Source organism: Streptomyces sp. NPDC090022 (genome assembly GCF_044748145.1).
GTDB lineage: Bacteria > Actinomycetota > Actinomycetes > Streptomycetales > Streptomycetaceae > Streptomyces.
This window is the reverse complement of the sequence record NZ_JBIVFN010000008.1, coordinates 199,354-224,816: the sequence shown is the minus strand read 5'-3', so window position 1 is coordinate 224,816 and position 25,463 is coordinate 199,354. Positions and strand designations below refer to the sequence as shown.

Here is a 25,463-nt window from a genome sequence, read left to right as displayed (position 1 = left end):
GGAGTGCGCTTGAGGGCACCAGTTAAAGCTGATCTTGAGAGGCGGTGGTGGGCACCTCGCGGGGACCGTCACTCGGTTGCCGGTCCGCGCCCCGCGCCCGTACGAGCGCCAGCGCGGCGGCGACGGCCGGAAGGGCGTACGCGGCCACCGGGCCCCAGTGGTCGGTGATCGCTCCGGAGGCCGCGGAACCGGCCGCGATGCCGGTGAAGATGGCCGTCACGGCCAGGGTCATGCCCTCGTTGAGGCGGCCCTCGGGGGTGTGGCGGTGGACCAGGGACATGGCCGTGACCATCGTCGGGGCGGTGGCCATCCCGGCCAGCAGCAGGGCCAACCCGAGCAAGGGGACCGAGCCCGTGGCGGCCGCGGCCCAGGGGAGCGTCATCAAGGCGGCCAGGGCGGCGACGCAACGGGTCAGCGAGCGGGGGCGCAGGGTGCCGTAGAGGAGGCCGGCCGCGCAGGAGCCGAGGGCCTGGAGGGCGAGGACGGGTCCGGCGGCGGCGCCCAGGCCGTGGGAGGAGAGGTAGGCGATCGAGGCAACCTCCATGGCCCCGAACAACGTTCCTAGAGCGAGGAAGAGCATCAGCAGGGGGCGGATGCTCGCAGACCGCAGCGGGGAGGGCCGACGGATGTCCGCAGGGGTGAGCGGGGGCTCGGTGGAGCGCTGGGCCGTGAAGACGACCATGCCGATGAGCAGCAGGGCGGCGGCGGTGAGGGTGCCGGCCTCGGGGAAGAGCGCCGAGCACAGGGCGACGGCGAGGACCGGGCCGAGCATGAAGCAGGCCTCGTCCGCGGCCTGCTCGAAGGACATGGCCGTGTGGTGGGCGGGGGCCTTCCCGCGCAGCAGATGGGTCCAGCGGGCGCGGGACATACCGCCGATGTTGGGGGTGGTGGCGGTCGCGGCGTAGGAGGCGAAGAGGGTCCAGGCGGGGGCGTGGGTCCGCACGCTCAGGACGAGGGCGAGGGAGCCGAGGACGGCGATCAGGGTGGCGGGGAGGGCGATCCGGGCCTGGCCGTAGCGGTCGATGAGGCGGGCGGTCAGGGGTGCGACCACGGCGGTGGTGGCGAGACCGGTCGCGGTGACGGTGCCCGCGAGGGCGTAGGAGCCGCGCTGTCCGGCGATCATCATGACCGCGCTCACGCCGAACATGCCCATGGGGAGGCGGGCGATCAGGTTGCCGGCGGTGAAGCCCCGGGTGCCGGGCAGGGTGAACAGGCGGCGGTACGGGCCGGCCGGGCGGGGTGCGCGACGCGGCGCGGCGGGGGAGGCGGTGCGGGGAGCGGTGCCCGGTGCGGCGTGCGGCGCGGCGTGCGAGGTGTGCGGTACGGCGTGGACGAGGGTGGTGCCGGAGACGGTCATGAGGGGCATGGGAAACAGGCTGCTGGGAGCGGGGCGCCCCGGTCCAACACCTGTTCGGGGCTGATTCACGCACGTGCGTTGTTAGTCTCTGCGCGTGATGATCCCTGATGTCGAGACGCGGCTGCTGCGCGGGTTCCTGGCCGCCGCCGAGGAACTGCACTTCACCCGTGCCGCCGCCCGGCTGTACGTCGCCCAGCAGGCGCTCAGCCGGGACATCCGCCGGCTCGAACGGGACCTGGGGGCCGAGCTGTTCCTGCGCACGACCCGGCAGGTGGAGCTGACGGCGGCCGGGGAGCGGCTGGTGCCGTACGCGCGACGGGTGGTCGAGGCGCAGGAGGAGCTGGCCGCCGCCTTCGGCGGGGCGGCGGCGCGGGCCCTGCTCGTCGACCTGAACACCGACGGGCCGAGCACGGGGCGGAGCGTGCTGGTACGGGCCCGCGAGCTGGCGCCGGACGCCGAGCTGATGGCGCGGTTCGAGAGCGGGCTGACGTACGCGGCCGGGGAGGTCGCGGCGGGGCGGCTGGACGTGTCCTTCGGCTGGGTGGACGGGCTCGACCCCGCGCTGCGGGCCCGGCTGGCCCACCAGCCCGTGCGGTACGAGCCGCTCGCCGTGCTGCTGCCCGAGGACCACCGGCTGGCGGGTCTCGAGCGGGTGCCCGTCGGGGCGCTGGCCGGGGAGCGTGTGTACGCGGGCGCCGGGAACCCGCGGACGCTGGAGTGGACGGAGCTGGCCCGGCGGCTCTTCGAGGGGCGCGGCGTCGCGCTGGCGCCGCCGGCGCCGGTTGCCGTGGGGAAGGAGGAGTTCCGGCGGGTGATGACCAAGACCCGCAACCCGGTCCTGGTCACCGTCGACTTCCTGGACATGCCCGGCTCCGTGAAGCGGCCGCTGGTGGACCCCGTCCCGCTGTCGCCGCTGTCGATGGTGTGGCGCAAAGGCTCCGGCCACCCGGCGCTGGATGCGCTGCGCGCGGCCGCCGCCGAACTGGCCACCGCCCGCGGCTGGCTGGCCATCCCCGACGGCTGCTGGCTCCCCTGACCTCCTGGGGAACGCGTCTGACCTCCTGGAGAACGCGTCGGGCTCACACGCGGCGGGTCCGGGGGGTGAGTGCAAGGTTGCGCGGCGGTCATCGGGCGGGGACCGGGGCCGAAACGCGTCGTCCCTACGGTCGGTCATCACGGACACGACAGCTGGAGGCGTGATGACCGCACCGCGCACGGGCGGCCGCTGGATCGAGCGGTGGGATCCCGAGGACGAGACCTTCTGGAAGGAGACGGGAGAGCGGATCGCCCGGCGCAACCTCGTCTACTCGGTACTGAGCGAGCACATCGGCTTCTCCATCTGGTCGCTGTGGTCGGTGATGGTGCTGTTCATGGGCCCGCAGTACGGCATCGACCCGGCCGGGAAGTTCTTCCTGATCGGGACGGCGACCTTCGTGGGCGCCCTCGTGCGCGTGCCGTACACCTTCGCCGTCGCCCGCTTCGGCGGCCGCAACTGGACCGTGGTCAGCGCGCTGTTGCTGCTCGCGCCGACGGCCGCCGCTTTCGCGGTGATGGAGCCGGGGACCTCCTACACGACGTTCCTGCTGGTGGCCGCGCTCACCGGGGTCGGCGGTGGCAACTTCGCCTCCTCCATGACCAACATCAACGCCTTCTTCCCGCTGCGCAGGAAGGGCTGGGCGCTCGGGCTCAACGCGGGCGGCGGCAACATCGGCGTCCCCGTCGTGCAGCTGATCGCCCTGCTGATCATCGGTACGGCCGGGGCCGCCCACCCCCGGCTGCTGCTGGGCGTCTACCTCCCGCTGATCGTGATCGCGGCGACGCTCGCGGCCCTGCGCATGGACAACCTGGCGCCCGTCAGCAACGACACCGGCGCCGTGAAGGAGTCGCTGCGCGAGCGCCACACCTGGATCATGGCGTTCCTCTACATCGGCACCTTCGGATCGTTCATCGGCTACAGCTTCGCCTTCGGGCTGGTGCTCCAGACGCAGTTCGGGCGGACCCCGCTCCAGGCCGCCTCGCTGACCTTCATCGGGCCGCTCCTCGGATCGCTGGTCCGGCCCCTGGGCGGCTGGCTCGCCGACCGGTTCGGCGGCGCGCGGATCACCCTGGGCACCTTCGTGGCCATGGCGGCCGCGACGGGCGTGGTGATCGCCGCCTCGGTCCGGGAGTCGCTGCCCGTGTTCCTGGTCGGGTTCGTGGCCCTGTTCGTGCTGAGCGGCCTCGGCAACGGCTCGACCTACAAGATGATCCCCGGCATCTTCCAGGCGCAGGCCCGGGCCCGCGGCATGGCGGGCGAGGCGGCCGACGCGTACGGACGGCGGCTGTCCGGCGCGGCGATGGGGCTCATCGGCGCGGTCGGCGCGCTCGGCGGCCTGGGCATCAACCTGGTCTTCCGGGAGGCGTTCTCCTCCTCCGGTTCCGGCACCGCCGCCTTCGTCACCTTCCTCGCCTTCTACGCCGTCTGCTGCGCGGTGACCTGGTCGGTATACCTTCGGCGGCCGGCCGCCGCGGCCGCGCCCGCCCCGGACGCCCATGCGAAACCGCAGCTCACGTCGGTGTAACCGGCGCGAAATACGCGTGAACCGAGCCTGATACGCCCTGTTGGCAGGCTCGGTTCCGGCGTACCCCCCTCGGTTGAACAAGGCAGGTCACGATGGATGAGAACGCTGTGCCCAGTGCCGGCCCGCTCGCCGGATTCACCGTCGGGGTCACCGCCGCCCGGCGCGCCGACGAGCTGATCGCCCTGCTGCGCCGGCGCGGGGCATCCGTCGTGCACGCGCCCGCGCTGCGGATCGTGCCGCTGGCGGACGACAGCGAACTGCTGGCCGCCACCAAGGAGCTGATCGACTGCGCCCCGGACGTGGTCGTGGCGACCACCGCGATCGGCTTCCGCGGCTGGATCGAGGCCGCCGACGGCTGGGGGATCGGCGAGGACCTGCTGGCCCGGCTGCGCGGAGCCGAGCTGCTGGCGCGCGGCCCCAAGGTCAAGGGCGCGATCCGGGCCGCCGGGCTGGTGGAGCGCTGGTCCCCGGACTCCGAGTCGCTGGCCGAGGTGCTGGACCGGCTGCTCGCCGACGGTGTCGCCGGCCGGCGGGTGGCGCTCCAGCTGCACGGGGAGCCGCTGCCGGGGTTCGTCGAGGCGCTGCGCGAGGGCGGCGCCGACGTGGTCGTCGTACCGGTGTACCGGTGGATGCCGCCGGAGGACCTGGCCCCGCTGGACCGGCTGCTGGACGCGACGGTGGCCGGGACCCTGGACGCGGTCTGCTTCACCTCGGCACCGGCGGCGGCCTCGCTGCTGTCGCGGGCCGAGGTACGGGGGCTCGGCAGCGCCCTGGTCTCCGCGCTGCGCGGCGAGGTGCTGGCCGCCTGCGTGGGACCGGTGACCGCGCTGCCGCTGCAGGGCGCGGGCGTGGACACGGTGCACCCGGAGCGGTTCAGGCTGGGCCCGCTGGTGCAACTGCTGTGCCAGGAGCTGCCGGGCCGGGCCCGGGTGCTGCCGGTCGCCGGGCACCGCCTGGAGATCCGCGGGCACGCCGTGCTGGTCGACGACGCGCTGCGGCCCGTACCGCCCGCCGGCATGGCGCTGCTGCGGGCGCTGGCCCGCCGCCCGGGCTGGGTGGTGGCCCGCGCCGACCTGCTGCGCCGCCTGCCCGGAGCGGGCCGCGACGAGCACGCCGTGGAGACCGCGATGGCCCGGCTGCGCGGGTCGCTGGGCACGCCCCAGCTGATCCAGACGGTGGTCAAGCGCGGCTACCGGCTGGCTCTCGACGCCGGCGCGGAGGGCAAGTACGCGGACGCCTGAGCCGGTTGCCGACCGGCCCTGGCCGCGCCGCCGGTCGCGGCACTAGTGTGCACGGATGATGATCATTGACGGTGTGGAGCTGCGGATCGTCGGGCCCGACGACGCGGCGGGGCTGGCCGAGGCGCTGGTCCGCAACCGGGCGTACCTGAGCCCCTTCGAACCCGTCCGCCCCGAGGCGTTCTACACCGAGCGGGGCCAGTGGGAGCGGATCGAGCAGCAGCTGCAGGGCCGCGCCGAGGGCCGGCTGCTGCCGTTCGTCCTCGTCGACGCCGCCACCGGCGCCCCGCTCGGGACCATGAACCTCAGCAACATCCAGCACGGGCCGCTGTCCAGCGGGTGCCTGGGCTACTGGGTCGACGAGGCCTGCCGCGGCAAGGGTCTGGCCACGGCCGCCGTCCACGAGGTCTGCCGGATCGCCCGCGAGGAGATCGGGCTGCACCGGGTCGAGGCCAACACGCTCCTGGACAACCACGCCTCGCAGCGGGTGCTGACCAAGGCGGGATTCCTCGCATACGGCGTCGCCCCCCAGTACCTGCACATCAACGGCGCCTGGCGGGACCACCGGCTCTTCCAGCGGATCCTGCACGACGACCCGCCACCCTCCTGAGGTCTTCCGCTCCTCGGCGGGCGGGGGCACTCTGGGGGAGCTACGGCGACCGAGGCGGTGACGGGCATGTGGTTCGACTCCGGGCGGGTCTGCCTGGACCTGGTGGCCACCTTCACGCCCCAGGAGGGCATCCGGGACGGCGACGCGTTGCGCCAGTGGCTCACCGGAGCCGGGCTGGTGCCCGACCGGACGCCGCTGACCTGCGTGGGAGCGGACTGGCTGGCACCCTTCTGGGCCCTGCGCGCGGACGTGGCCGCGCTCGTACGGGCCGAACTCGGCGGCGCGGTCCCCGAGGACGCGGCGCTGACCCGGGTCAACGCGCTGGCCGCCGGTCCGCCCCCGGGCCTGTGTGCCGTACGGGACCAGGAGGGACACCTGGTGCGGGAGCTGTGCGGCGGCGCCGAGTGCGGGGCCCTGCTCGCGGCCGTCGCCCGGGACGCCGTCGAGCTGCTGACCGACCCGGGCGAGGTGGCCCTGCTGCGGGCCTGCGAGGGCGACGGGTGTACCCGCGTCTACCTGGACACCTCGCGCGGCCACCGGCGCCGCTGGTGCTCCAGCGAGCTGTGCGGCAACCGCGAGCGGGTGGCGCGCCACCGCCGCCGCACCCTGGCGGCGAAGCCGGCATAACCGCGGGCCCGCGACCGGGCCCGGGGTCCGGGGCGCGACCGGGCCCGGGGTCCGGCGCGACCGCGGCCCCGATCCGGTCGTCCCGAGGACGGGACGCGTGCCGTCCGGCGCGCGGTACGGGCGTGCGGACACCCGGTCCGGTCGCGTACGGTTGACGGTCGCCCACGCACGTCAGAAGGGGGCCTTGGTGGCCGCGCAGGATGCCGCTGTCGACAGCACGGCGGATTCCGTCCGCGATCGGGAGATCGCGGTCGAGCAGACGCATCTGGACCAGGTGTACCGGCGCCTCGAGGAGAAGATCCACGAGGCCGAGTTCCTGATGAACGACGCGGCCAAGCGGGGCCAGGTCGGCACTCCCGGTGCGCTCGCCGAGCGCGACGCGCAGGTCTTCCGGGCCGGGATCCACCTCAACCGGCTCAACAACGAGTTCGAGGACTTCCTCTTCGGCCGCATCGACCTCGTCCTCGGCAAGGACGGCGAGCGCGGTCCCGACGGCGCCTACACCTCGGTCGAGCCGGCCGACGACGCGATCCGTGCCGACCTCACCGCCGACGTCGCCGAGACCCTGCACATCGGCCGCATCGGCGTCCTCGACGCCGACTACTCGCCGCTGGTCATCGACTGGCGGGCCCCGGCCGCCGCGCCGTTCTACCGCTCCACGCCCAAGGACCCGGGCCGGGTCGTGCGCCGGCGCGTGATCCGTTCCAAGGGGCGCAAGGTGCTCGGCGTCGAGGACGACCTGATGCGTCCCGAGGTCACCGCGTTCCTCGACGGCGTCGAGCTGCCCGCCATCGGCGACGGTGCGCTGATGGCCGCGCTCGGCCGGGCCCGTACGCACTCCATGCGCGACATCGTCTCCTCCATCCAGGCCGAGCAGGACCTGGTCATCCGGGCGCCCGCCGCCTCGGTCGCGGAGGTCTCCGGCGGGCCGGGCACCGGCAAGACCGCGGTCGCCCTGCACCGCGCCGCCTACCTGCTCTACCAGGACCGGCGCCGCTACTCCGGCGGCATCCTGATCGTCTCGCCGACACCGCTGCTGGTGGCGTACACCGAGGGCGTGCTGCCCTCGCTCGGCGAGGAGGGCCAGGTCGCCATCCGCGCCCTCGGTTCGCTGGTGGACGGCGCCGAGGCGACGACGTACGACGATCCGGCGGTGGCCCGGATCAAGGGCTCCTCGCGGATGCTCAAGGTGCTGCGCAAGGCCGTCCACGGATCCCTGGAGCTGGGCGGAGCCCCCGACCGGCTGCGGGTGGTGGCCTTCGGCCGCCGCCAGGAGCTGGAGGCCGACGAGCTGAACCGGATCCGGCAGTCGGTGCTGGGCGCCTCCACGCCGGTCAACCTGCTGCGGCCGCGGGCGCGCCGGCTGCTGCTGGACGCCCTGTGGGCCAAGTCGGGCGGCGCGGGCCGGCACACCGACCCGGAGCTGGCCGCCGAGCTGCGCTCCGGCTTCGACGACGACGTCTCCACCGAGGACTCCTTCCTGGAGTTCCTGAACGCCTGGTGGCCGGAGCTGACCCCGCGCGGGGTCCTGACGGCGATGGCCGACGAGCGGCGGCTGGGCCGCTGGTCGCGGCGGGTGCTCAACCCGGGCGAGACCCGGCGGCTGGCGCGCTCGCTGCGCCGCGCGGAGCTGTCGGTGCACGACGTGGCGCTGCTGGACGAGCTGCACGGGCTGCTGGGCGCCCCGGCGCGGCCGCGGCGCAAGCGGGAGTTCGACCCGCTGGACCAGCTCACGGGCCTGGAGGAGCTGATGCCGACCCGTGAGGAGACCTCGCGGGAGCGGGCGGAGCGGCTGGCGGCGGAGCGTACCGAGTACGCGCACGTGATCGTCGACGAGGCGCAGGACCTGACGCCGATGCAGTGGCGGATGGTGGGCCGGCGCGGCCGGCACGGCACGTGGACGGTGGTCGGTGACCCGGCGCAGTCCTCCTGGTCGGACCCGCAGGAGGCGGCGGCCGCGCGGGACGAGGCGCTGGGCAGCCGGCCCCGCCGGCGCTTCACGCTGACCGTGAACTACCGCAACCCGGCGGAGATCGCCGCGCTCGCGGCGAAGGTGCTGCGGCTGGCCATGCCCGGGATGGAGCCGCCGACGGCGGTCCGCTCGACGGGTCTCACGCCCCGATTCGTGGCCGCGGGTGCGGGTGCGGGTGCGGGTGCCGGTGCAGACGGTCTGGGCGAGGCGGTCCGCGCGGAGACCGAGCGGCTGCTGGGCCAGGTGGACGGCACGGTCGGCGTCGTGGTCGCCATGGACCGGCGCGCGCAGGCGGCCGGCTGGCTGGCCGGCCTGGGCGAGCGGGCGGTGGCCCTGGGCAGCCTGGAGGCCAAGGGTCTGGAGTACGACGCCACGGTGGTCGTCTCCCCGGCGGAGATCGCCGCGGAGTCCCCGGCCGGCCTGCGCGTGCTGTACGTCGCCCTGACGCGCGCCACGCAGCAGCTGACGGTGGTCTCGGACGACCGCGACACCCCGGACGCGGCGGGCGTCCCGGAACTCCTGCGCGACCAGGCGTAGCGACCAGGCGTGGGGCGTACCGCCGGACGGGCCGCGCCCACTCGCGTGGTGAGGCCGGGTCAGCTGCCGGGAGGGGGATCCGTTCCGGCGATCCTTTGTTAGCCTGGGTAGCGACACCGGCTCGATCCAAGCCCCCGGGCCCAACCTTCGTCGCCTAGAGCGACCACTTGCCGCGAGGCGAGCATGGCGGGCCGGTGTCATAGACGTTTCTACAGGTCCGCGCCCCTCACCTCGTGAGGGGCGCGGACCTTTTTCGTAGGGGCCCACCCTTCCCCGCACCCCCGCGTATCTCGTATGGTGGAAGTGTCTTTCCGAAATTTGTAGCTGGTTACCTTGTACCGGCCAGTAGGTGGGACGATCGGACAACAGGTCCCGCCGCGCCCGCCGCGTGTGGGGCCCGTGTACAGCGAAAACAGGGAACCCAGGGAATGCAGAGGAACACGGCCATGGCAACGGCGCCCAGCGTCTCGTACTCGATGACGGTCCGCCTGGAGGTGCCCGCGAGCGGAACCGCGGTCTCCCAGCTCACCACCGCCGTGGAGTCCTCCGGCGGTTCGGTCACCGGCCTCGATGTGACGGCCTCCGGCCACGAGAAGCTCCGTATCGACGTCACGATCGCCGCCACCTCCACGGCGCACGCCGACGAGATCGTCGAGAAGCTGCGCGGCATCGAGGGCGTCTCGCTGGGCAAGGTCTCCGACCGTACGTTCCTCATGCACCTCGGCGGCAAGATCGAGATGGCGTCCAAGCACCCCATCCGCAACCGTGACGACCTCTCGATGATCTACACCCCGGGCGTGGCCCGCGTGTGCATGGCGATCGCCGAGAACCCCGAGGACGCCCGGCGTCTGACCATCAAGCGCAACTCCGTCGCAGTCGTGACGGACGGCTCCGCCGTCCTGGGCCTCGGCAACATCGGCCCCAAGGCCGCGCTGCCCGTCATGGAGGGCAAGGCGGCCCTCTTCAAGCGGTTCGCGGGCATCGACGCCTGGCCGCTGTGCCTGGACACCCAGGACACCGACGAGATCGTGGCGATCGTCAAGGCCATCGCCCCCGGCTTCGCCGGCATCAACCTGGAGGACATCTCCGCCCCCCGCTGCTTCGAGATCGAGGCGCGCCTGCGCGAGGCCCTGGACATCCCGGTCTTCCACGACGACCAGCACGGCACCGCCATCGTCGTCCTGGCCGCCCTCACCAACGCACTTCGCGTCGTGGGCAAGGCAGTTGGGGACGTCAAGGTCGTCATGTCCGGTGCCGGCGCGGCCGGTACGGCCATCCTCAAGCTGCTGCTCGCGGCCGGCGTGAAGAACGCCGTCGTCGCGGACATCCACGGTGTCGTGCACGCGGGCCGCGCCGACCTCGTCGACGCCCACGCCGATTCGCCGCTGCGCTGGATCGCCGACAACACCAACCCCGAGGGCTACACCGGCACCCTGAAGGAAGCCGTCGTCGGTGCCGACGTGTTCATCGGCGTCTCGGCCCCCAACGTCCTCGGCGGGGAGGACGTCGCGGCCATGGCGGAGGGCGCCATCGTGTTCGCTCTCGCGAACCCGGACCCCGAGGTCGACCCGGCCGTCGCCCGTCAGACCGCCGCCGTGGTGGCCACCGGCCGCTCGGACTTCCCGAACCAGATCAACAACGTGCTGGTCTTCCCGGGCGTCTTCCGCGGTCTGCTGGACGCTCAGTCCCGCACCGTGAACACGGACATGATGCTCGCCGCGGCCAGCGCGCTCGCCGACGTCGTCGGCGAGGACGAGCTGAACGCGAACTACATCATTCCGTCCGTCTTCAACGACAAGGTGGCCGGCGCGGTCGCCGGAGCCGTCCGCAAGGCCGCCACGGCCGCTGTGACGGGCCCCACGTCCGTCTGATCCCGGCGCGTCGCGGGATGCGGCGGGTGCGGGCCGCCTCTAGGGTTGCGGGGATGCCCGCGTGGTCCGCGGCTGCCGCGTCCCCGTTTCACCCACGGGCGCGGACGGAGCGTCACCGCGGCGTGACTGTGGCGCTTTTCGTGTGACCCTGGCGGGTGCCGGATTGGCTTTCCCGCCGCTGGTGGGGGCAGGATGCGTAACCGTGGCGAGAGGGTCTGACGGCAGACCCGGGTCCGGGGACTGTCCGAGGGCCCTGGCAGCATCGGCTTTCGATCTCACGCCTCATAGGCAAGTTGAACACGGGAGTACAACATGAACCGCAGTGAGCTGGTGGCCGCTCTGTCCGAGCGCGCCGAGGTGACCCGCAAGGACGCCGACGCCGTTCTGGCCGCGCTCGCCGAGACCATCGGCGAGGTCGTCGCCAAGGGCGACGAGAAGGTCACCATCCCCGGCTTCCTGACCTTCGAGCGCACCCACCGTGCCGCTCGCACCGCGCGCAACCCGCAGACCGGCGACCCCATCCAGATCCCGGCCGGCTACAGCGTGAAGGTCTCCGCGGGCTCCAAGCTCAAGGAAGCCGCCAAGGGCAAGTAAGTCCCTTGTACGACGGCTCGCAGGCCTCGTAGAACGACGAAGGGCGGCCACCCGGTACCGGGTGGCCGCCCTTCGGCATGTTCGCCGCTACGGGCCCTACACGAGGTCGCCGTTGGGGAGCTCGACCTTCGCGCCGAGTTCCACCAGCTTCTCCATGAAGTTCTCGTAGCCGCGGTTGATCAGGTCGATGCCGTGGACCCGCGAGGTGCCCTCGGCCGCCAGGGCCGCGATCAGGTACGAGAAGCCGCCGCGCAGGTCGGGGATGACCAGGTCGGCGCCCTGCAGCTTGGTCGGGCCGGAGACGACCGCGGAGTGCAGGAAGTTGCGCTGGCCGAAGCGGCAGGCGGAGCCGCCCAGGCACTCGCGGTAGAGCTGGATGTGCGCGCCCATCTGGTTGAGCGCGGAGGTGAAGCCCAGGCGCGACTCGTAGACCGTCTCGTGGACGATGGACAGGCCCGAGGCCTGCGTCAGCGCCACGACCAGCGGCTGCTGCCAGTCGGTCTGGAAGCCGGGGTGGACGTCCGTCTCCAGGGCGATCGCGTTCAGCGGGCCGCCCGGGTGCCAGAAGCGGATGCCGTTGTCGTCGATCTCGAAGGCGCCGCCGACCTTCCGGTACGTGTTCAGGAAGGTCATCATCGAACGCTGCTGGGCGCCGCGCACGTAGATGTTGCCGCCGGTCGCCAGGGCCGCGGAGGCCCACGACGCGGCCTCCAGACGGTCCGGGAGCGCCTTGTGGTTGTAGCCGCCGAGGCGGTCCACACCGGTGATCCGGATGGTCCGGTCGGTGTCCATGGAGATGATGGCGCCCATCTTCTGCAGGACGCAGATGAGGTCCTCGATCTCCGGTTCCACCGCGGCGTTGCTCAGCTCGGTGACGCCCTCGGCCAGGACGGCCGTCAGGAGCACCTGTTCGGTCGAACCGACCGACGGGTAGGGCAGGCGGATCTTGCAGCCGCGCAGCCGCTGCGGGGCCTCGAGGTACTGACCGCCTTCACGCTTCTCGATGGTGGCGCCGAACTGGCGCAGCACGTCGAAGTGGAAGTCGATCGGCCGGCCGCCGATGTCGCAGCCGCCCAGGCCCGGGATGAAGGCGTGGCCGAGGCGGTGCAGCAGCGGGCCGCAGAAGAGGATCGGGATGCGCGAGGAACCCGCGTGGGCGTCGATGTCGGCGACGTTCGCGCTCTCGACGTGGGTGGGGTCGAGCACGAGCTCGCCCGGCTCCTCGCCGGGGCGGACCGTTACGCCGTGCAGCTGCAGCAGGCCGCGCACGACCCGGACGTCACGGATGTCGGGCACGTTGCGCAGGCGGCTCGGCTCGCTGCCGAGCAGAGCGGCGACCATGGCCTTGGGCACGAGGTTCTTCGCACCGCGGACACGGATCTCGCCCTCGAGCGGGGTACCGCCGTGGACAAGCAGGACATCGTCTGTGCCGGTCATGAATCTCGCGTTCCGGAGTTCTTTCCGGCAGGGCCGGAGAGAGGGTGGGCAGGGGGCCAGGTAGAAGGGTAAGGGGCACCACCCCCCGGTTCGTAAGGCTGACGTGGCCGTAGGACTGTCATGAATTCGCCACAGCACCCTGAGTGGCGGTGTCATGGCGGAGTGTTGCATTCCGCCGGCCGGCCGTACGCGCGCTCCTCGCTGCTGCCGTGCGCCCTGAACTGCGTACGATCCGGTACGACCGCCCGCTCCCCCCGGAGGGCGAAGATGCGGGATCATGTCGGCATGACCGAGGTGTCCTCCCTCACAGGGCGGCTGCTCGTGGCCACCCCCGCCCTCGCGGACCCGAACTTCGACCGCGCGGTGGTGCTGCTGCTCGACCACGACGAGCAGGGCTCGCTCGGCGTGGTCCTCAACCGGCCCACCCCCGTGGACGTCGGCGACGTCCTGCTGCCCTGGGCGGCGCTGGCCGGCGATCCGGGGGTGGTCTTCCAGGGCGGCCCGGTCGCCCTCGACTCCGCCCTCGGCATCGCGGTGATCCCCGGTGAGGAGGGCCCGCTGGGCTGGAGACGGGTGCACGGCGCCATCGGCCTGGTGGACCTGGAGGCGCCGCCGGAGCTGCTGGCCAGCGCCCTGGGGTCGCTGCGGATCTTCGCCGGGTACTCCGGCTGGGGCCCCGGCCAGCTGGAGGACGAGCTCAGCGACGGCGCCTGGTACGTGGTGGAGTCCGAGCCCGGGGACGTGTCCCACCCGGTGCCCGAGCAGCTGTGGCGGGCGGTCCTGCGACGCCAGCGCAGCGAGCTCGCGATGGTCGCCACCTATCCGGACGACCCGTCGCTCAACTGAGGCCCGCGGGGTTCAGTACCCTTGCCGGTATGAGCACTCTTGAGCCCGAGCGCGGGACTGGCGCGGGGACCCTCGTAGAGCCGACGCCGCAGGTGTCCCACGGCGACGGCGACCACGAGCGCTTCGCCCATTACGTCCAGAAGGACAAGATCATGGCGAGCGCACTCGACGGGACTCCCGTCGTCGCGCTCTGCGGCAAGGTCTGGGTGCCGGGCCGCGACCCGAAGAAGTACCCGGTCTGCCCCATGTGCAAGGAGATCTACGACTCCATGGGTCCCGGCGGGGACAAGGACAAGGGCGGCAAGGACAAGTAGCCCCCACCGAGCGGCCGTCCGGCCGGGGTCACGGCCACGGCCGGGGCTCCCGCTGCCGGGGGACGGTGCACGGCGCACGACGCACGACGCACGACGTACGACCGAGGGCCCCCGGGGCGCGCAACCGCGCGCTCCGGGGGCCCTCGGCGTACTAGGGTCGGCGGCAAAGCGCTCCGCGAAACGGTCGTTGCGCATCGTGCAACGGTCTACGCGTCCTGCGCGTCCGTCCGGCGAAGGGACGTCATGGATCTCATTCCGGCACCGGTGCACGTGGCCGTCGGCCCCGGCCACCTCGAACTCCTCGACCCCGCCCTGGCGGTCGGCCCCGGCACCGAGCGGGTCGCCCGCTGGCTGCGCCGGGAGCTGGGGGCGGCCACCGGCTGGGAGCTGCCCACCGCGCGGCCGGACGGCGTACGGGACGGCGGGGCGGGCGGCGTACGGGACGGCGGGGCGGGCGGCGTACGGGACGGCGGGGCGGGCGGCGTACGGGACGGCGGGGCGGGCGGCGTACGGGACGGCGTGCGGGACGGTCGGGCGGAGGGCGTACGGGACGGCGTACCGGACGTTGTGCGGCTGCGGGTCGACGCGGGGCTGGCTCCCGAGGCGTACCGGCTGACCGTCGGCGCGGACGGGGTGGCGCTGGCCGGCGGGAGCGCGGCCGGGGTGTTCTGGGCCGCGCAGACGCTGCGTCAGCTGCTGGGGCCGCGGGCGTACCGGCGGGCGCCGCTGCGGCCGGGCCGCCCCTGGCGGCTGCCGCACACCGCGATCGAGGACGCCCCGCGCTTCGCCTGGCGCGGCCTGATGCTCGACGTCGCCCGGCACTTCCTGCCCAAGGACGGCGTCCTGCGCTACCTGGACCTGCTCGCGGCGCACAAGCTCAACGTCCTGCACCTGCACCTGACGGACGACCAGGGCTGGCGCGTGGAGATCAAGCGCTATCCGCGGCTCACGGGCGTCGGCGCGTGGCGGCCCCGCAGCCGGCGGGGCCACGGCTCCTCGCGGCTGTGGGACGACACCCCGCACGGCGGCTTCTACACCCAGGACGACCTGCGCGAGATCGCCGCGTACGCCGCCGAGCGGCACATCCGCGTCGTCCCCGAGATCGACGTGCCGGGCCACGCGCAGGCGGCGATCGCGGCGTACCCGGAGCTCGGGAACACCGACGTCGTCGACACCGCCGCGCTCGGCGTGTGGGACCGGTGGGGCATCAGCGAGAACGTGCTCGCGCCGACCGAGGCCGTCCTGCGCTTCTACGAGGGCGTCTTCGAGGAGCTGCTGGAGCTCTTCCCGGCGGAGGTCTCGCCGTTCGTGCACATCGGCGGCGACGAGTGCCCCAAGACGCAGTGGCGGGCCTCGGCGGTCGCGCAGGGCCGGATCCGTGAGCTCGGGCTGGCCGGTGAGGACGAGCTGCAGGCGTGGTTCGTCCGGCACTTCGACACCTGGCTCGCCGCGCGCGGGCGCCGCCTCATCGGCTGGGACGAGATCCTGGAGGGCGGACTGGCCCCGGGCGCCGCGGTGTCCTCCTGGCGCGGCTACGCGGGCGGCGTCGCGGCGGCGGAGGCCGGGCACGACGTGGTGATGTGCCCGGAGCAGCAGGTCTATCTGGACCACCGTCAGGACGGCGGCACGGACGAGCCGGTGCCCATCGGGTACGTGCGCACGCTGGAGGACGTCTACCGCTTCGAGCCGGTGCCGCCGGAGCTGTCGCCGGCGGCCGCGGCGCACGTCCTGGGCGGGCAGGCCAACGTGTGGACCGAGGTGATGGAGAACCAGAACCGGGTGGACTACCAGGCGTTCCCCCGGCTGACCGCCTTCGCCGAGGTGATGTGGTCGGCCCTGCCGGCCCCCGCGGAGCGCGACTGGGCGGGCTTCGCCGCCCGGATGGCGGCCCACTACGCCCGGCTGGACGCGCTGGGGGTCGACTACCGGCCGCCGGGCGGGCCGCGGCCGTGGCAGCGGCGGCCGGGCGTGCCGGGACGCCCGAGGGAGGGCGCGCCGCCGCGGGCGTGAGGCCGTGGCCGTCGGGTGCGGGGCGGGGGCCGTGGCCGTCGGGTGCGAGGCCGTGGCCCGGGGCGCGTGGGGTCGTGGCAGGCAGGCCTGGGGTCGCGACGTGGCCGATCCGGGAAACGTGCCACATCTGCCGGAATGTCCCCTGGTACGGGGCAAATCGGGCGAGTTGGTGCGGTGGGCGGGGGAGGAGGTGGCCCAGGGGGCGCCCGGCGGACCCTCGCGCCGGGCGGTGCGGAAGATGTGCCAGAGTTGCCACGTCCCGGCGGTGAGCACGTACCGTACGGCGGACAGGCGCGAGCGCCGGGACCGGGACATCGGGAAGGGGCAGCTGGGTTGACCACGCACGCACCGCACGCAGCGCAGGCGGCGCAGTCCGTGACGCTGCCGGCCTCGCTCGACGAGGCCGTGGCGGCGCTCGCCGCCATGCCTGCCGCAGTACCGGTTGCCGGAGGCACCGATCTGATGGCGGCCGTCAACGCCGGACTGCTGCGGCCCGCCGCACTGGTCGGCCTCGGCCGGATCAACGAGATCCGCGGCTGGCAGTACCAGGACGGACACGCGCTCCTCGGCGCGGGACTCACCCACGCCCGGATGGGGCGGCCGGATTTCGCCGCCCTGATCCCGGCGCTGGCCGCGGCCGCGCGCGCCGCCGGCCCGCCGCAGATCCGCAACGCCGGCACGCTCGGCGGCAACATCGCCAGCGGGGCCCCCTCGGGCGACGCGCTGCCGGTGCTGGCCGCGCTGGAGGCGGTGCTGGTCATCGTCGGCCCGGAGGGCCGGCGCGAGATCCCGGTCTCGCACCTGCTGGCGGGCCGCGAGATGCTGCGCCCCGGCGAACTGATCGGCTACGTACGGGTGCCGCTGCTGCACGCCCCCCAGGTGTTCCTGAAGGCCACCGGCCGGACCGGGCCGGGCCGCGCGGTGGCCTCGGTCGGCCTGGTCCTCGACCCCGCCCGGCGCGGTGTGCGCTGCGCGGTCGGCGCGGTCGCGCCGATGCCGCTGCGGCCGCTGGAGGCCGAGCAGTGGGTGGCCTCGCTGATCGACTGGGACGGGGAGCGGTCGCTGGCACCGGAGGCCCTGGAGGCCTTCGGCGAGTACGTGGCGGCCGCCTGCGTTCCGGACCAGGGCGACCCGGTTCCGGCGGGCGTACTGCATCTGCGGCGGACGGTGGCCGTGCTGGCACGGAGGGCCCTGGGGAGGGCGCTGACCTCATGAGTGAGAACGAGAACGTTTCCGGCACCGGCGGCTTCGGCTGGGAGCCGGTGCCGCACGGCGGCGACTACGACTCGGACGCCACGGCGTTCGTCGAGCTGCCCGACGACATGCTGGAGGCGCTGGGCACGGGCGAACCGCTGGCCGCGCCCGGGCACGGGTACGTCCCGCCGCCGATGATCGTGCCGCTGAACACGGCGGCCACCGCGGACCCGTCGGCGACGGGCACGTGGACGCTTCCGGTGCAGTGGCCGGAGGCGGGCGCGGACGGCGGCGGAGCCGACACGTCGACGGCGGAGTGGCAGTTCCCGGAGGCCGTGCGGGCCACGCCCGCCGCGCCCGCGACGCCGTCCGCCGACTGGAGCCAGGCGCCGGCCACCCTCCCGGGCGGAGCGGCCGCACCGTGGGCCTCCCACCCGGACTTCGCCGCCGCGTCCGCCCCCGACGCGGACGCCGGCGAGCCCGAGGGCGGCCACGCGCCGGCCACCCTGAGCGCCGGTGTCCTCCCGGACACCACGGCCGCGGCGCCGGCGTCGGGATCCGGCCAGCGACTGCTGGGCGGTCCGGGCGTCGGCACGACCCCGGCGTTCCGGCGCGTCCTGGGCGGCCCCGGGGTGGGCACCCTCCCCGAGGGCGAGCCGGGCGTCCACCCGGCCCCGGACGTCGAGGCCACCCACGCCACGGCCCCCGCCCCGGCGTCGGCCGAACGCCCGCACCCGACGGGCAGCCCGGCCTCCGGCCACACCCTGGGCGAGGGCATCTCCTTCACGGGCGCCGAGCACACCGATCCGTACGCGGCCCCGCACGGCCACACGCTGGGCGGCGGCGTGTCGTTCGCCGACGCCACCGGCCACGGCGACCCGTACGCAGCGGCGGCCGGTTACCCCGGCGCCCCGGAGCACACCCCGGCGAACGGCGTACCGGTCCCCGGCGAGGGCTCCGGTCACACGCTGGGCGGGGGCGTGCCGGTCTCTGGCGAGGGCTCCGGTCACACGCTGGGCGGGGGCGTGCCGGTCCCCGGCGAGGGCTCCGGTCACACGCTGGGCGGCGGCGTGCCGGTCCCCGGCGAGGGCTCCGGTCACACGCTGGGCGGGGGCGTCTCGTTCGCCATCGTCGAGCAGGGCGACCCGTACGCGTCGGGCGGTGCGTACGCCGTCTCGGCCGATCACCTCCCCCCGACGTCCGCCGCGCCCGGGACCCCGCCCGCCGGTACGCCGTTCACCGCCACCGGCGCGTACGCCGGTCACACGCCGGCCGAGGGGACCGCGTTCCCCGGTGGCGCGAGCGCCGACGGCGAGCCGTACGCAGGTGCGGGCGGCCACACCCCGGCCGAGGGGGTCGCCTTCCCCGGCGCCGCGCCGGCCGAGGCCGACGGGTACGCCGCGCACACGCCCCCCGGGGGAGTCGCCTTCCCCGGCGCCACCGAGGAGCACTTCGGTGCCGACGCCGCCGGGACGTACACCCCGGCGAGGGGTGTCGCGCTGCCCGAGGACCCGGCCCCGGCCCCCGACGCCGCCGGTCACACCCCGGCCGAGGGAATCGCGGCCGCCGGGCACGGCGACGTACACGCGGGTCACACCCCGGCCCAGGGAATCGCGGTCGCCGGGCATGGCGACGCGCACGCGGGCCACACGCCGGCCGAGGGCGTTGCCCTGCCCGGTGCGGCGGTCGCCGGGGGCGAGCACGCCGACCCGTACGCCGGGCACACCCCGGCCGAGGGAATCGCGGTCGCCGGGCATGGCGACGTACACGCGGGGGACACCCCCGCCGACGGGGCGCAGACCCCGGACCCGGGTGCCCAACTGCCCGAGGGGGAGGTGACCGCGCAGGCCGATGCGACCGGGACCGCCCCCGATCACGGGGGGCACCACGAGCACCCGCTCGCCTCCTACGTCCTCCGCGTCAACGGCGCCGACCGCCCCGTCACCGGCGCCTGGATCGGTGAGTCGCTGCTCTACGTGCTGCGCGAGCGCCTCGGCCTCGCCGGCGCCAAGGACGGCTGCTCGCAGGGCGAGTGCGGCGCCTGCGCCGTCAAGGTCGACGGCCGGCTCGTCGCGTCCTGCCTCGTGCCCGCCGCCACCACCGCCGGCAGCGAGGTCCGTACCGTCGAGGGCCTCGCCCAGAACGGCGAGCTGTCCGACGTACAGCAGGCCCTGTGCCGCTCCGGCGCCGTTCAGTGCGGCTTCTGCGTGCCCGGCATGGCCATGACCATCCACGACCTGCTGGAGGGCAACCACGCCCCCAGCGAGCTGGAGACGCGCCAGGCCCTCTGCGGCAACCTCTGCCGCTGCTCCGGCTACCAGGGCGTCGTCGACGCCGTCCGCGACGTCGTCGCCGAGCGCGACGCCGCCGCGGCGGCCGCGGCCGCCGAAGCGACCGCCGCGGGCCCCAACCCCGACTTCGGCCCTGGCCCTGGCCCTGGCCCTGGCCCTGGCCCTGGCCCTGGCTTCGGCCCCGGCCCCGGCCCTGGCCCTGGCTTCGGCCCCGGCCCCGGCCCCGGCCCCGAACCCCGTATCCCGCACCAGGCCGCCCCCGGCGAGGGCGGTATCCACCCCGACCACCACGGAGGCATGGCGTGAGCGGGAACGACGCGGCGACGGCGACGGGGAGCGTGACGGCCACGGCCGACCCCCTCGGCGGTACGGGCGCCCGCGCGGGCGACGAGGGACCGCAGTCCGCCCCGCGCGGACTCGGCGCCTCCGTCCTGCCCGCCGACGCCCGCGCCAAGACCGAGGGCACCTTCCCCTACGCCGCCGACCTCTGGGCCGAGGGGCTGCTGTGGGCCGCCGTGCTCCGCTCCCCGCACGCCCACGCCCGCATCCTCTCCGTCGACACCTCCGCCGCCCGCGAGATGCCGGGCGTACGCGCCGTCGTCACCCACGCCGACGTCCCCGGCGCCACCACGCACGGCCGCCGCATCGCCGACCGGCCCGTCTTCGCCCACGACGTCGTGCGCCACCACGGCGAGCCCATCGCCGCCGTCGCCGCCGACCACCCCGACACCGCGCGCCTGGCCGCCGCCGCGATCGCCGTCGAGTACGAGCTGCTGGACGCCGTCACCGACCCCGAGCAGTCCTTCGGAGCCGCCCCGCTCCACCCGGACGGCAACCTGATCCGCCACATCCCGCTGCGCTACGGCGACCCCGAGGCCACCGGCGAGGTGGTCGTCGAGGGCCTCTACCGCATCGGCCGCCAGGACCCGGCGCCCATCGGCGCCGAGGCCGGCCTCGCCGTGCCCCGCCCCGACGGCGGCGTCGAGCTCTACACCGCCTCCACCGACCCGCACACCGACCGCGACCTGGCCGCCGCCTGCTTCGGCCTGGAGCCCGAGCGGGTCAAGGTCGTCGTCACCGGCGTCCCCGGCGCCACCTCCGACCGCGAGGACTCCGCCTTCCAGCTCCCGCTCGGCCTCCTGGCGCTGCGCACCGGCTGCCCGGTCAAGCTCGCCGCCACCCGCGAGGAGTCCTTCCTCGGCCACGCCCACCGCCACCCGACCCTGCTGCGCTACCGCCACCACGCGGACGCCGAGGGCCGCCTGGTCAAGGTCGAGGCGCAGATCCTGATGGACGCCGGCGCCTACGCCGACTCCTCGGCCGAATCGCTCGCCGCCGCCGTGGCCTTCGCCTGCGGCCCGTACGTCGTCCCGCACGCCTTCGTCGAGGGCTGGGCCGTCCGTACCAACAACCCGCCCTCCGGCCACGTCCGCGGCGAGGGCGCCCTCCAGGTCTGCGCGGCCTACGAGGGCCAGATGGACAAGCTCGCCGCCGCCCTCGGCATCGACGGCGCCGAACTGCGCCTGCGCAACGTCCTGGCCACCGGCGACCTGCTCCCGACCGGCCAGACGGTGACCTGCCCGGCCCCGGTCGCCGAACTCCTGCGCGCGGTGCGCGATGCCGAACTTCCCTCCCTGCCCAAGGACTCCCCGGCCGAGGACTGGCTGCTGCCCGGCGGTCCCGAGGGCGCGGGCGAGCCCGGAGCCGTACGGCGCGGCGTCGGCTACGGCGTCGGCATGGTCCACATGCTCGGCGCGGAGGGCGCCGACGAGGTCTCGACGGCCACCGTCAAGGTGCACGGCGGCATCGCCACCGTCATCTGCGCGGCCGTGGAGACCGGTCAGGGCTTCGCGACGCTGGCCCGGCAGATCGTCCAGGAGGTCCTGGGCCTGGACGAGGTCGTCGTGGCCCCCGTCGACACCGACCAGCCCCCGGCCGGCCCCGCCACGCACGGCCGCCACACCTGGGTCTCGGGCGGCGCGGTCGAACGGGCGGCCAAGATGGTCCGTACGCAGCTGCTCCAGCCGATGGCGCACCAGCTCGGCATGTCCACCGAGCTGCTCCAGATCACGGACGGCCGGATCACGTCGTACGACGGCGCGTTCTCGACCACGGTGGCGGAGGCGGTGGCCGGCAAGGAACTCTGGGCCACCGCCCAGTGCCGCCCCCACCCCACCGAGCCGCTGGACGCCGACGGCCAGGGCGACGCGTTCGTCGGCCTCGCCTTCTGCGCGATCCGCGCGGTGGTCGACGTGGACGTCGAGCTCGGCTCGGTCCGCGTCGTCGAACTCGCCGTCGCCCAGGACGTCGGCCGCGTCCTCAACCCCCGCCAGCTGCACGCCCGTATCGAGGCGGGCGTCACCCAGGGCGTCGGAGCGGCCCTCACCGAGAACCTCCGCACCGTCGCCGGCCTGGTCCGCCACCCGGACCTGACGGGCTACGCCCTCCCGACGGCCCTGGACGCGCCGTCGGTCCGCATCGTCAAACTGGTCGAGGAGCGCGACGTGGTGGCCCCCTTCGGTGCCAAGGCGGCGAGCGCGGTCCCTGTGGTGACGGCGCCCGCGGCGGTAGCCTCGGCCGTACGTGCGGCGACTGGCCGCCCGGTCAACAGGCTCCCGATCCGCCCTTCCTCGGCGGTGGCGGGATCCAACTCGTGACCGTGTGACCCGCATTGCACGTGCAACCCCGTACTTGGGACTGTCGGAACCGGTCGCTAGAGTGATCGGTACGTCTGCGTGAGTCCGCGCGCGAACGGGTGCGAACGGGCCCGGGGACGGGGACAAGTACGGGTACGGGGACGAGGCGCGGCGGCAACGCCGTGTCAACGGGGAGCAACGGGGAGTCGGGGAGGCCATCGTGGCATGGGAAGGGGTGTTCGCCTCGCTCGGGGGCAGCATGTCGAGCACGGCATCGCTGATCGCGGCACAGGCGAAGAGGCTTTCGGTCGAGTACGACCAGCTGGACAAGTACAAGAGCCGCGTCGACGAGCTGATCGCGAAGCTCGAGGGCTCGGCCGCGGGTGACAAGCACCTGAAGAAGGAAGGCGACCTGCCCAAGAACAACCTGGGCACGGGCTTCACCGAGGCGACGGCGCTGCACACGGCGTACACGAAGACCGTCACCGAGCTGCAGACGCTCTCCCACGTGCTCACCCTCCAGCTGGAGGCACTGGCCATCGCGGTCGTGTTCTCGCGCAAGGGCTACGAGAACATGGACGACGAGACGAAGCGCAGGATGGCGGGGCTGGCGGCGACGATCTCGGAGAAGTACGACGCGAAGCGCGACCCGAACGCGCGGCGTGTCGGGAACGGCAGCACGGCCGGGGGTGAGTTCTGATGGCGACGACGAATTTCGAGGACTACACGCACCAGCAGCTGCTGGCCATGATCGCCTCGGTCAACAGCGGTGCGGCGAGCGGCCGCGGCAAGGACCTGATCGAAGCGGCGAAGGTCATCAAGCAGATCGGCGAGGACCTCAAGAAGTACCGCGTGGCGGACTGGGAGGGCGAGGCCGCCGACGCCTTCAACGAATGGGTCAACGAGACCGGCAACACCACGCTGCGACTGGCCGAGTACAGCGACGAGAGCGGCAAGTGGATGACGCGCGCCGCCGCGACGATGGGCGACTCGAAGTCGGCGATGCCGGCGTTCGACACGTCGGCGCAGGAGAACTACGACGCGGCCCGCAAGTACCGCAACGACCCGGACTCCGCGACGATCGGCCCGAAGGCCCAGGCGAAGCTGGCGGCGGACCGGCGTGAGGCGATCACCGCGATGACGCGGCTGGCGCAGTCGTACGAAGCGTCGACGACGGGGCTGAACGGCCTGACGCCGCCTACGTTCAATCCGCCGCCGGACACGTTCGTTCCGGAAGTCGTTCTTGACGGACAGGACGTTTATCGCGACCCGGGCACGGGTGATGGGGCTCGCCGTACCACGAGCAGCGAGACGACGCCTGTCGCAAATGATCGCAGTACGCCGGACAACAAGCCCGGGTGGGTGCCTGGACACGGCCCCAACCCGGACGCCACGGTGCCGTCGGTATCCACCCCGCCTCCGTCGATTCCCGACAAGGACGTGAACGTCGACCTCGACAGCGTCCAGACGCTTCCGCCCTCGACGCAGCCCGTGACGCCGAACCTTCCCGGGCCTCCTGTCGGTCCCGGTCCCGGTCCGGGTAACCCGGGTCCGTTCCCGCCCTTCACCCTTCCGCCGACGGCCGGACCCGGCCCGGGTCTGCCCGGCCCCGGCCCCGGTGGTCCGGGCACCCGCCCGCCGCAGTCCGGTCCTGGCCCTCTCGGCAAGAGCCCGGTTTCCCCCGGCCTGCCCCCGCGCGACAACGGCATCAGCGGTGGCCGTCAGATCACGACGAGCGGCCCGAACACCGGGATCCCGCGCAGCACGGTCATCGGCCACGGCGAGGGCGGACAGTCCGGCCAGACCGGGCGTGCGATGGGCGGTGGCGGCGGTCTGGGCGGCAACGTCGGCGGACCGAACAACACCGCCGGTGGCCGACGTCTGGCTCAGGAGCCGGGCGGTCTGGTCGGCGGACGCCAGCCGGGTGCGGGCGGCCGTTCGGGTACGGGCGGTCAGCCCTTCACGCAGGGCGGTTCCGGTCTCGTACGCAACCAGGGCCCCGGCGCGGTCGGCGGTCCCGTCGGTCACGCCGGCGCGGGCGCCCGTACCGCGGGCAAGCGTCGCGAGGGTCCGAACGGCGAGCGCCCTGATTACCTGACCGAGGACGAAGAGACGTGGCAGGGCAACCGTCGTGTTGTCCCGCCCGTGATCGACTGAGCGAACGGATCCTGCACGAGATGCGCATGCGTAAGACCACGTCTGCCCTGATCGGCCTCCTGCTGGCCGGAGTCACCGCCACTCCGGCCCACGCGGAGACCATCCGGTCCATGCAATGGCATCTCGACTCGATGCAGGCCGACGAGATGTGGAAGACCAGCACGGGCAGGGGCGTCACGGTTGCTGTCATCGACAGTGGTGTGGGGCGTCTGCCCGAGCTGGAGGGCCAGGTTCTTCCCGGCAAGGACTTGGCGCCGGACTCGTACGAGGGTGACGAGCGGACGGACTACGAGACTCACGGAACGTCGATCGCGGCTCTCATCGCAGGCACGGGCAAGGGGCCGGGGGGCGATGGGTCCTTTGGGCTCGCGCCCGGTGCCAAGATCCTGCCCATCCGCGTCGGACACCAGGGCAGCCAAGCCAAGAGCGATAACGCGTGGGTGATGGCTATTCGCTACGCAGCGGATTCGGACGCCAAGATCATCAATATGTCCTTGGCGCGATCAAAGGAAGACGCAGGCCTGGCAGATGCGGTGAAGTATGCCCTGTCCAAAGGCAAGCTGATTTTTGCTGGTACAGGCAACACCGGTGCTGGAACGAACGAGGTTCTGTACCCTGCAGCCACTCCGGGCGTTGTCGGCGTGTCCGCCGTTGACAAGCAAGCCAACATGACCAAGGAGTCCCAACACGGGCCTCAGGTCGACTTGTCTGCCCCTGGGATGGAAATCGTCTCGGGTTGCGCAGGAAAGACAGGCGTTTGTAACAGCCATGGCACCAGTGCCAGTACGGCCTTGGTATCCGCCTCCGCCGCGCTGATCTGGTCCGCCCACCCCGACTGGACCAACAACCAGGTCCTGCGCGTCCTCCTCAACACCGCCGGCAAGCCCCGCGACGGCGCGCAGCGTAACGATTCCATCGGCTACGGCACCGTCCGCCCCCGTGTCGCCCTCACCACCCCCGGCGATCCCGGCCCCGCCAACGAGTTCCCGATGCCCGACCTCGCCGCCGCGGCTGCCGGGTCGAAGTCGCCGTCCGAGCCCGCCGGTTCGCCGGCGACCGGGTCGGACGACGCTGCCGCGCCCAAGGCGCAGCAGGACACCGACGGGTTGCCCTGGACCTGGATCGGGCTCGGGATCGCAGCCTGCGTGCTGATCGGCGGCGCGGTCACGGCGGTTGTCGTCAGGCAGCGGAACCGGTAGACAAGGCGGCGC

General features: G+C 73.7%; 19 protein-coding genes. 17 read left to right on the top strand and 2 right to left on the bottom strand.

Annotation, left to right across the window (positions count from 1 at the left end):
• Positions 1-22 precede the first annotated feature (22 nt).
• Positions 23-1,366 (bottom strand): MFS transporter, encoded by a 1,344-nt coding sequence (locus ACIPXB_RS18215; RefSeq protein ID WP_401450696.1) that lies wholly within the window; start codon positions 1,364-1,366, stop codon positions 23-25.
• Positions 1,367-1,454: 88 nt separating this feature from the next.
• Here ACIPXB_RS18215 and ACIPXB_RS18210 point away from each other — a divergent pair, with 88 nt between their 5' ends.
• From ACIPXB_RS18210 to ACIPXB_RS18175, 8 genes are all read left to right on the top strand, one after another.
• On the top strand, positions 1,455-2,393 hold the full coding sequence (locus tag ACIPXB_RS18210) for a LysR family transcriptional regulator (protein WP_401450814.1): 939 nt from the start codon (positions 1,455-1,457) through the stop codon (positions 2,391-2,393).
• Positions 2,394-2,556: 163 nt separating this feature from the next.
• Positions 2,557-3,918, top strand: a complete 1,362-nt coding sequence (locus tag ACIPXB_RS18205; RefSeq protein WP_401450693.1) for a nitrate/nitrite transporter — start codon at positions 2,557-2,559, stop codon at positions 3,916-3,918.
• 92 nt (positions 3,919-4,010) lie between these two features.
• Positions 4,011-5,159, top strand: coding sequence for a uroporphyrinogen-III synthase (locus ACIPXB_RS18200; protein WP_401450691.1), 1,149 nt, complete (start codon positions 4,011-4,013; stop codon positions 5,157-5,159).
• Between the two features lie 58 nt (positions 5,160-5,217).
• Complete coding sequence (locus ACIPXB_RS18195) at positions 5,218-5,766, top strand: GNAT family N-acetyltransferase (RefSeq protein ID WP_401450811.1); 549 nt, start codon at positions 5,218-5,220, stop codon at positions 5,764-5,766.
• A 66-nt stretch (positions 5,767-5,832) separates the two neighbouring features.
• Positions 5,833-6,393 carry a CGNR zinc finger domain-containing protein gene (locus tag ACIPXB_RS18190; protein ID WP_401450688.1) on the top strand — a complete coding sequence of 187 codons (561 nt, stop codon included), beginning with the start codon at positions 5,833-5,835 and terminating at the stop codon, positions 6,391-6,393.
• Positions 6,394-6,580: 187 nt separating this feature from the next.
• Positions 6,581-8,902 (top strand): HelD family protein, encoded by a 2,322-nt coding sequence (locus ACIPXB_RS18185; RefSeq protein ID WP_401450686.1) that lies wholly within the window; start codon positions 6,581-6,583, stop codon positions 8,900-8,902.
• Between the two features lie 446 nt (positions 8,903-9,348).
• On the top strand, positions 9,349-10,773 hold the full coding sequence (locus ACIPXB_RS18180) for an NAD-dependent malic enzyme (protein ID WP_401450683.1): 1,425 nt from the start codon (positions 9,349-9,351) through the stop codon (positions 10,771-10,773).
• 312 nt (positions 10,774-11,085) lie between these two features.
• The gene (locus ACIPXB_RS18175) at positions 11,086-11,367 is read left to right on the top strand and encodes an HU family DNA-binding protein (protein WP_030875040.1); all 282 of its coding nucleotides are present in this window, start codon (positions 11,086-11,088) and stop codon (positions 11,365-11,367) included.
• 96 nt (positions 11,368-11,463) lie between these two features.
• On the opposite strand, the gene murA is transcribed toward ACIPXB_RS18175, so the two are convergent.
• Positions 11,464-12,804, bottom strand: coding sequence for a UDP-N-acetylglucosamine 1-carboxyvinyltransferase (gene murA, locus ACIPXB_RS18170; RefSeq protein ID WP_401450680.1), 1,341 nt, complete (start codon positions 12,802-12,804; stop codon positions 11,464-11,466).
• A 285-nt stretch (positions 12,805-13,089) separates the two neighbouring features.
• Here murA and ACIPXB_RS18165 point away from each other — a divergent pair, with 285 nt between their 5' ends.
• The 9 genes from ACIPXB_RS18165 to mycP all read left to right on the top strand — a co-directional run bounded on the left by ACIPXB_RS18165 (position 13,090) and on the right by mycP (position 25,451).
• Positions 13,090-13,650 carry a YqgE/AlgH family protein gene (locus ACIPXB_RS18165; protein ID WP_401450678.1) on the top strand — a complete coding sequence of 187 codons (561 nt, stop codon included), beginning with the start codon at positions 13,090-13,092 and terminating at the stop codon, positions 13,648-13,650.
• Between the two features lie 29 nt (positions 13,651-13,679).
• Positions 13,680-13,964 carry a DUF3039 domain-containing protein gene (locus tag ACIPXB_RS18160; protein ID WP_401450676.1) on the top strand — a complete coding sequence of 95 codons (285 nt, stop codon included), beginning with the start codon at positions 13,680-13,682 and terminating at the stop codon, positions 13,962-13,964.
• Between the two features lie 243 nt (positions 13,965-14,207).
• Positions 14,208-15,974 carry a beta-N-acetylhexosaminidase gene (locus ACIPXB_RS18155; protein WP_401450673.1) on the top strand — a complete coding sequence of 589 codons (1,767 nt, stop codon included), beginning with the start codon at positions 14,208-14,210 and terminating at the stop codon, positions 15,972-15,974.
• Between the two features lie 333 nt (positions 15,975-16,307).
• Positions 16,308-17,189, top strand: a complete 882-nt coding sequence (locus ACIPXB_RS18150) for an FAD binding domain-containing protein (RefSeq protein WP_401450671.1) — start codon at positions 16,308-16,310, stop codon at positions 17,187-17,189.
• Positions 17,186-19,765, top strand: coding sequence for a 2Fe-2S iron-sulfur cluster-binding protein (locus ACIPXB_RS18145; RefSeq protein ID WP_401450668.1), 2,580 nt, complete (start codon positions 17,186-17,188; stop codon positions 19,763-19,765). Before ACIPXB_RS18150 ends, ACIPXB_RS18145 begins: the two co-directional genes overlap by 4 nt.
• Positions 19,766-19,797: 32 nt before the next feature.
• A complete protein-coding gene (locus ACIPXB_RS18140; RefSeq protein WP_401450809.1) occupies positions 19,798-22,116 on the top strand; it encodes a xanthine dehydrogenase family protein molybdopterin-binding subunit in 2,319 nt (772 codons plus the stop codon).
• Between the two features lie 199 nt (positions 22,117-22,315).
• Positions 22,316-22,795 carry a hypothetical protein gene (locus ACIPXB_RS18135; protein WP_401450666.1) on the top strand — a complete coding sequence of 160 codons (480 nt, stop codon included), beginning with the start codon at positions 22,316-22,318 and terminating at the stop codon, positions 22,793-22,795.
• Positions 22,795-24,252, top strand: a complete 1,458-nt coding sequence (locus ACIPXB_RS18130; RefSeq protein ID WP_401450664.1) for a WXG100 family type VII secretion target — start codon at positions 22,795-22,797, stop codon at positions 24,250-24,252. Before ACIPXB_RS18135 ends, ACIPXB_RS18130 begins: the two co-directional genes overlap by 1 nt.
• Before the next feature lie 26 nt (positions 24,253-24,278).
• Positions 24,279-25,451, top strand: coding sequence for a type VII secretion-associated serine protease mycosin (gene mycP, locus ACIPXB_RS18125; protein ID WP_401450661.1), 1,173 nt, complete (start codon positions 24,279-24,281; stop codon positions 25,449-25,451).
• Positions 25,452-25,463: the final 12 nt, after the last annotated feature.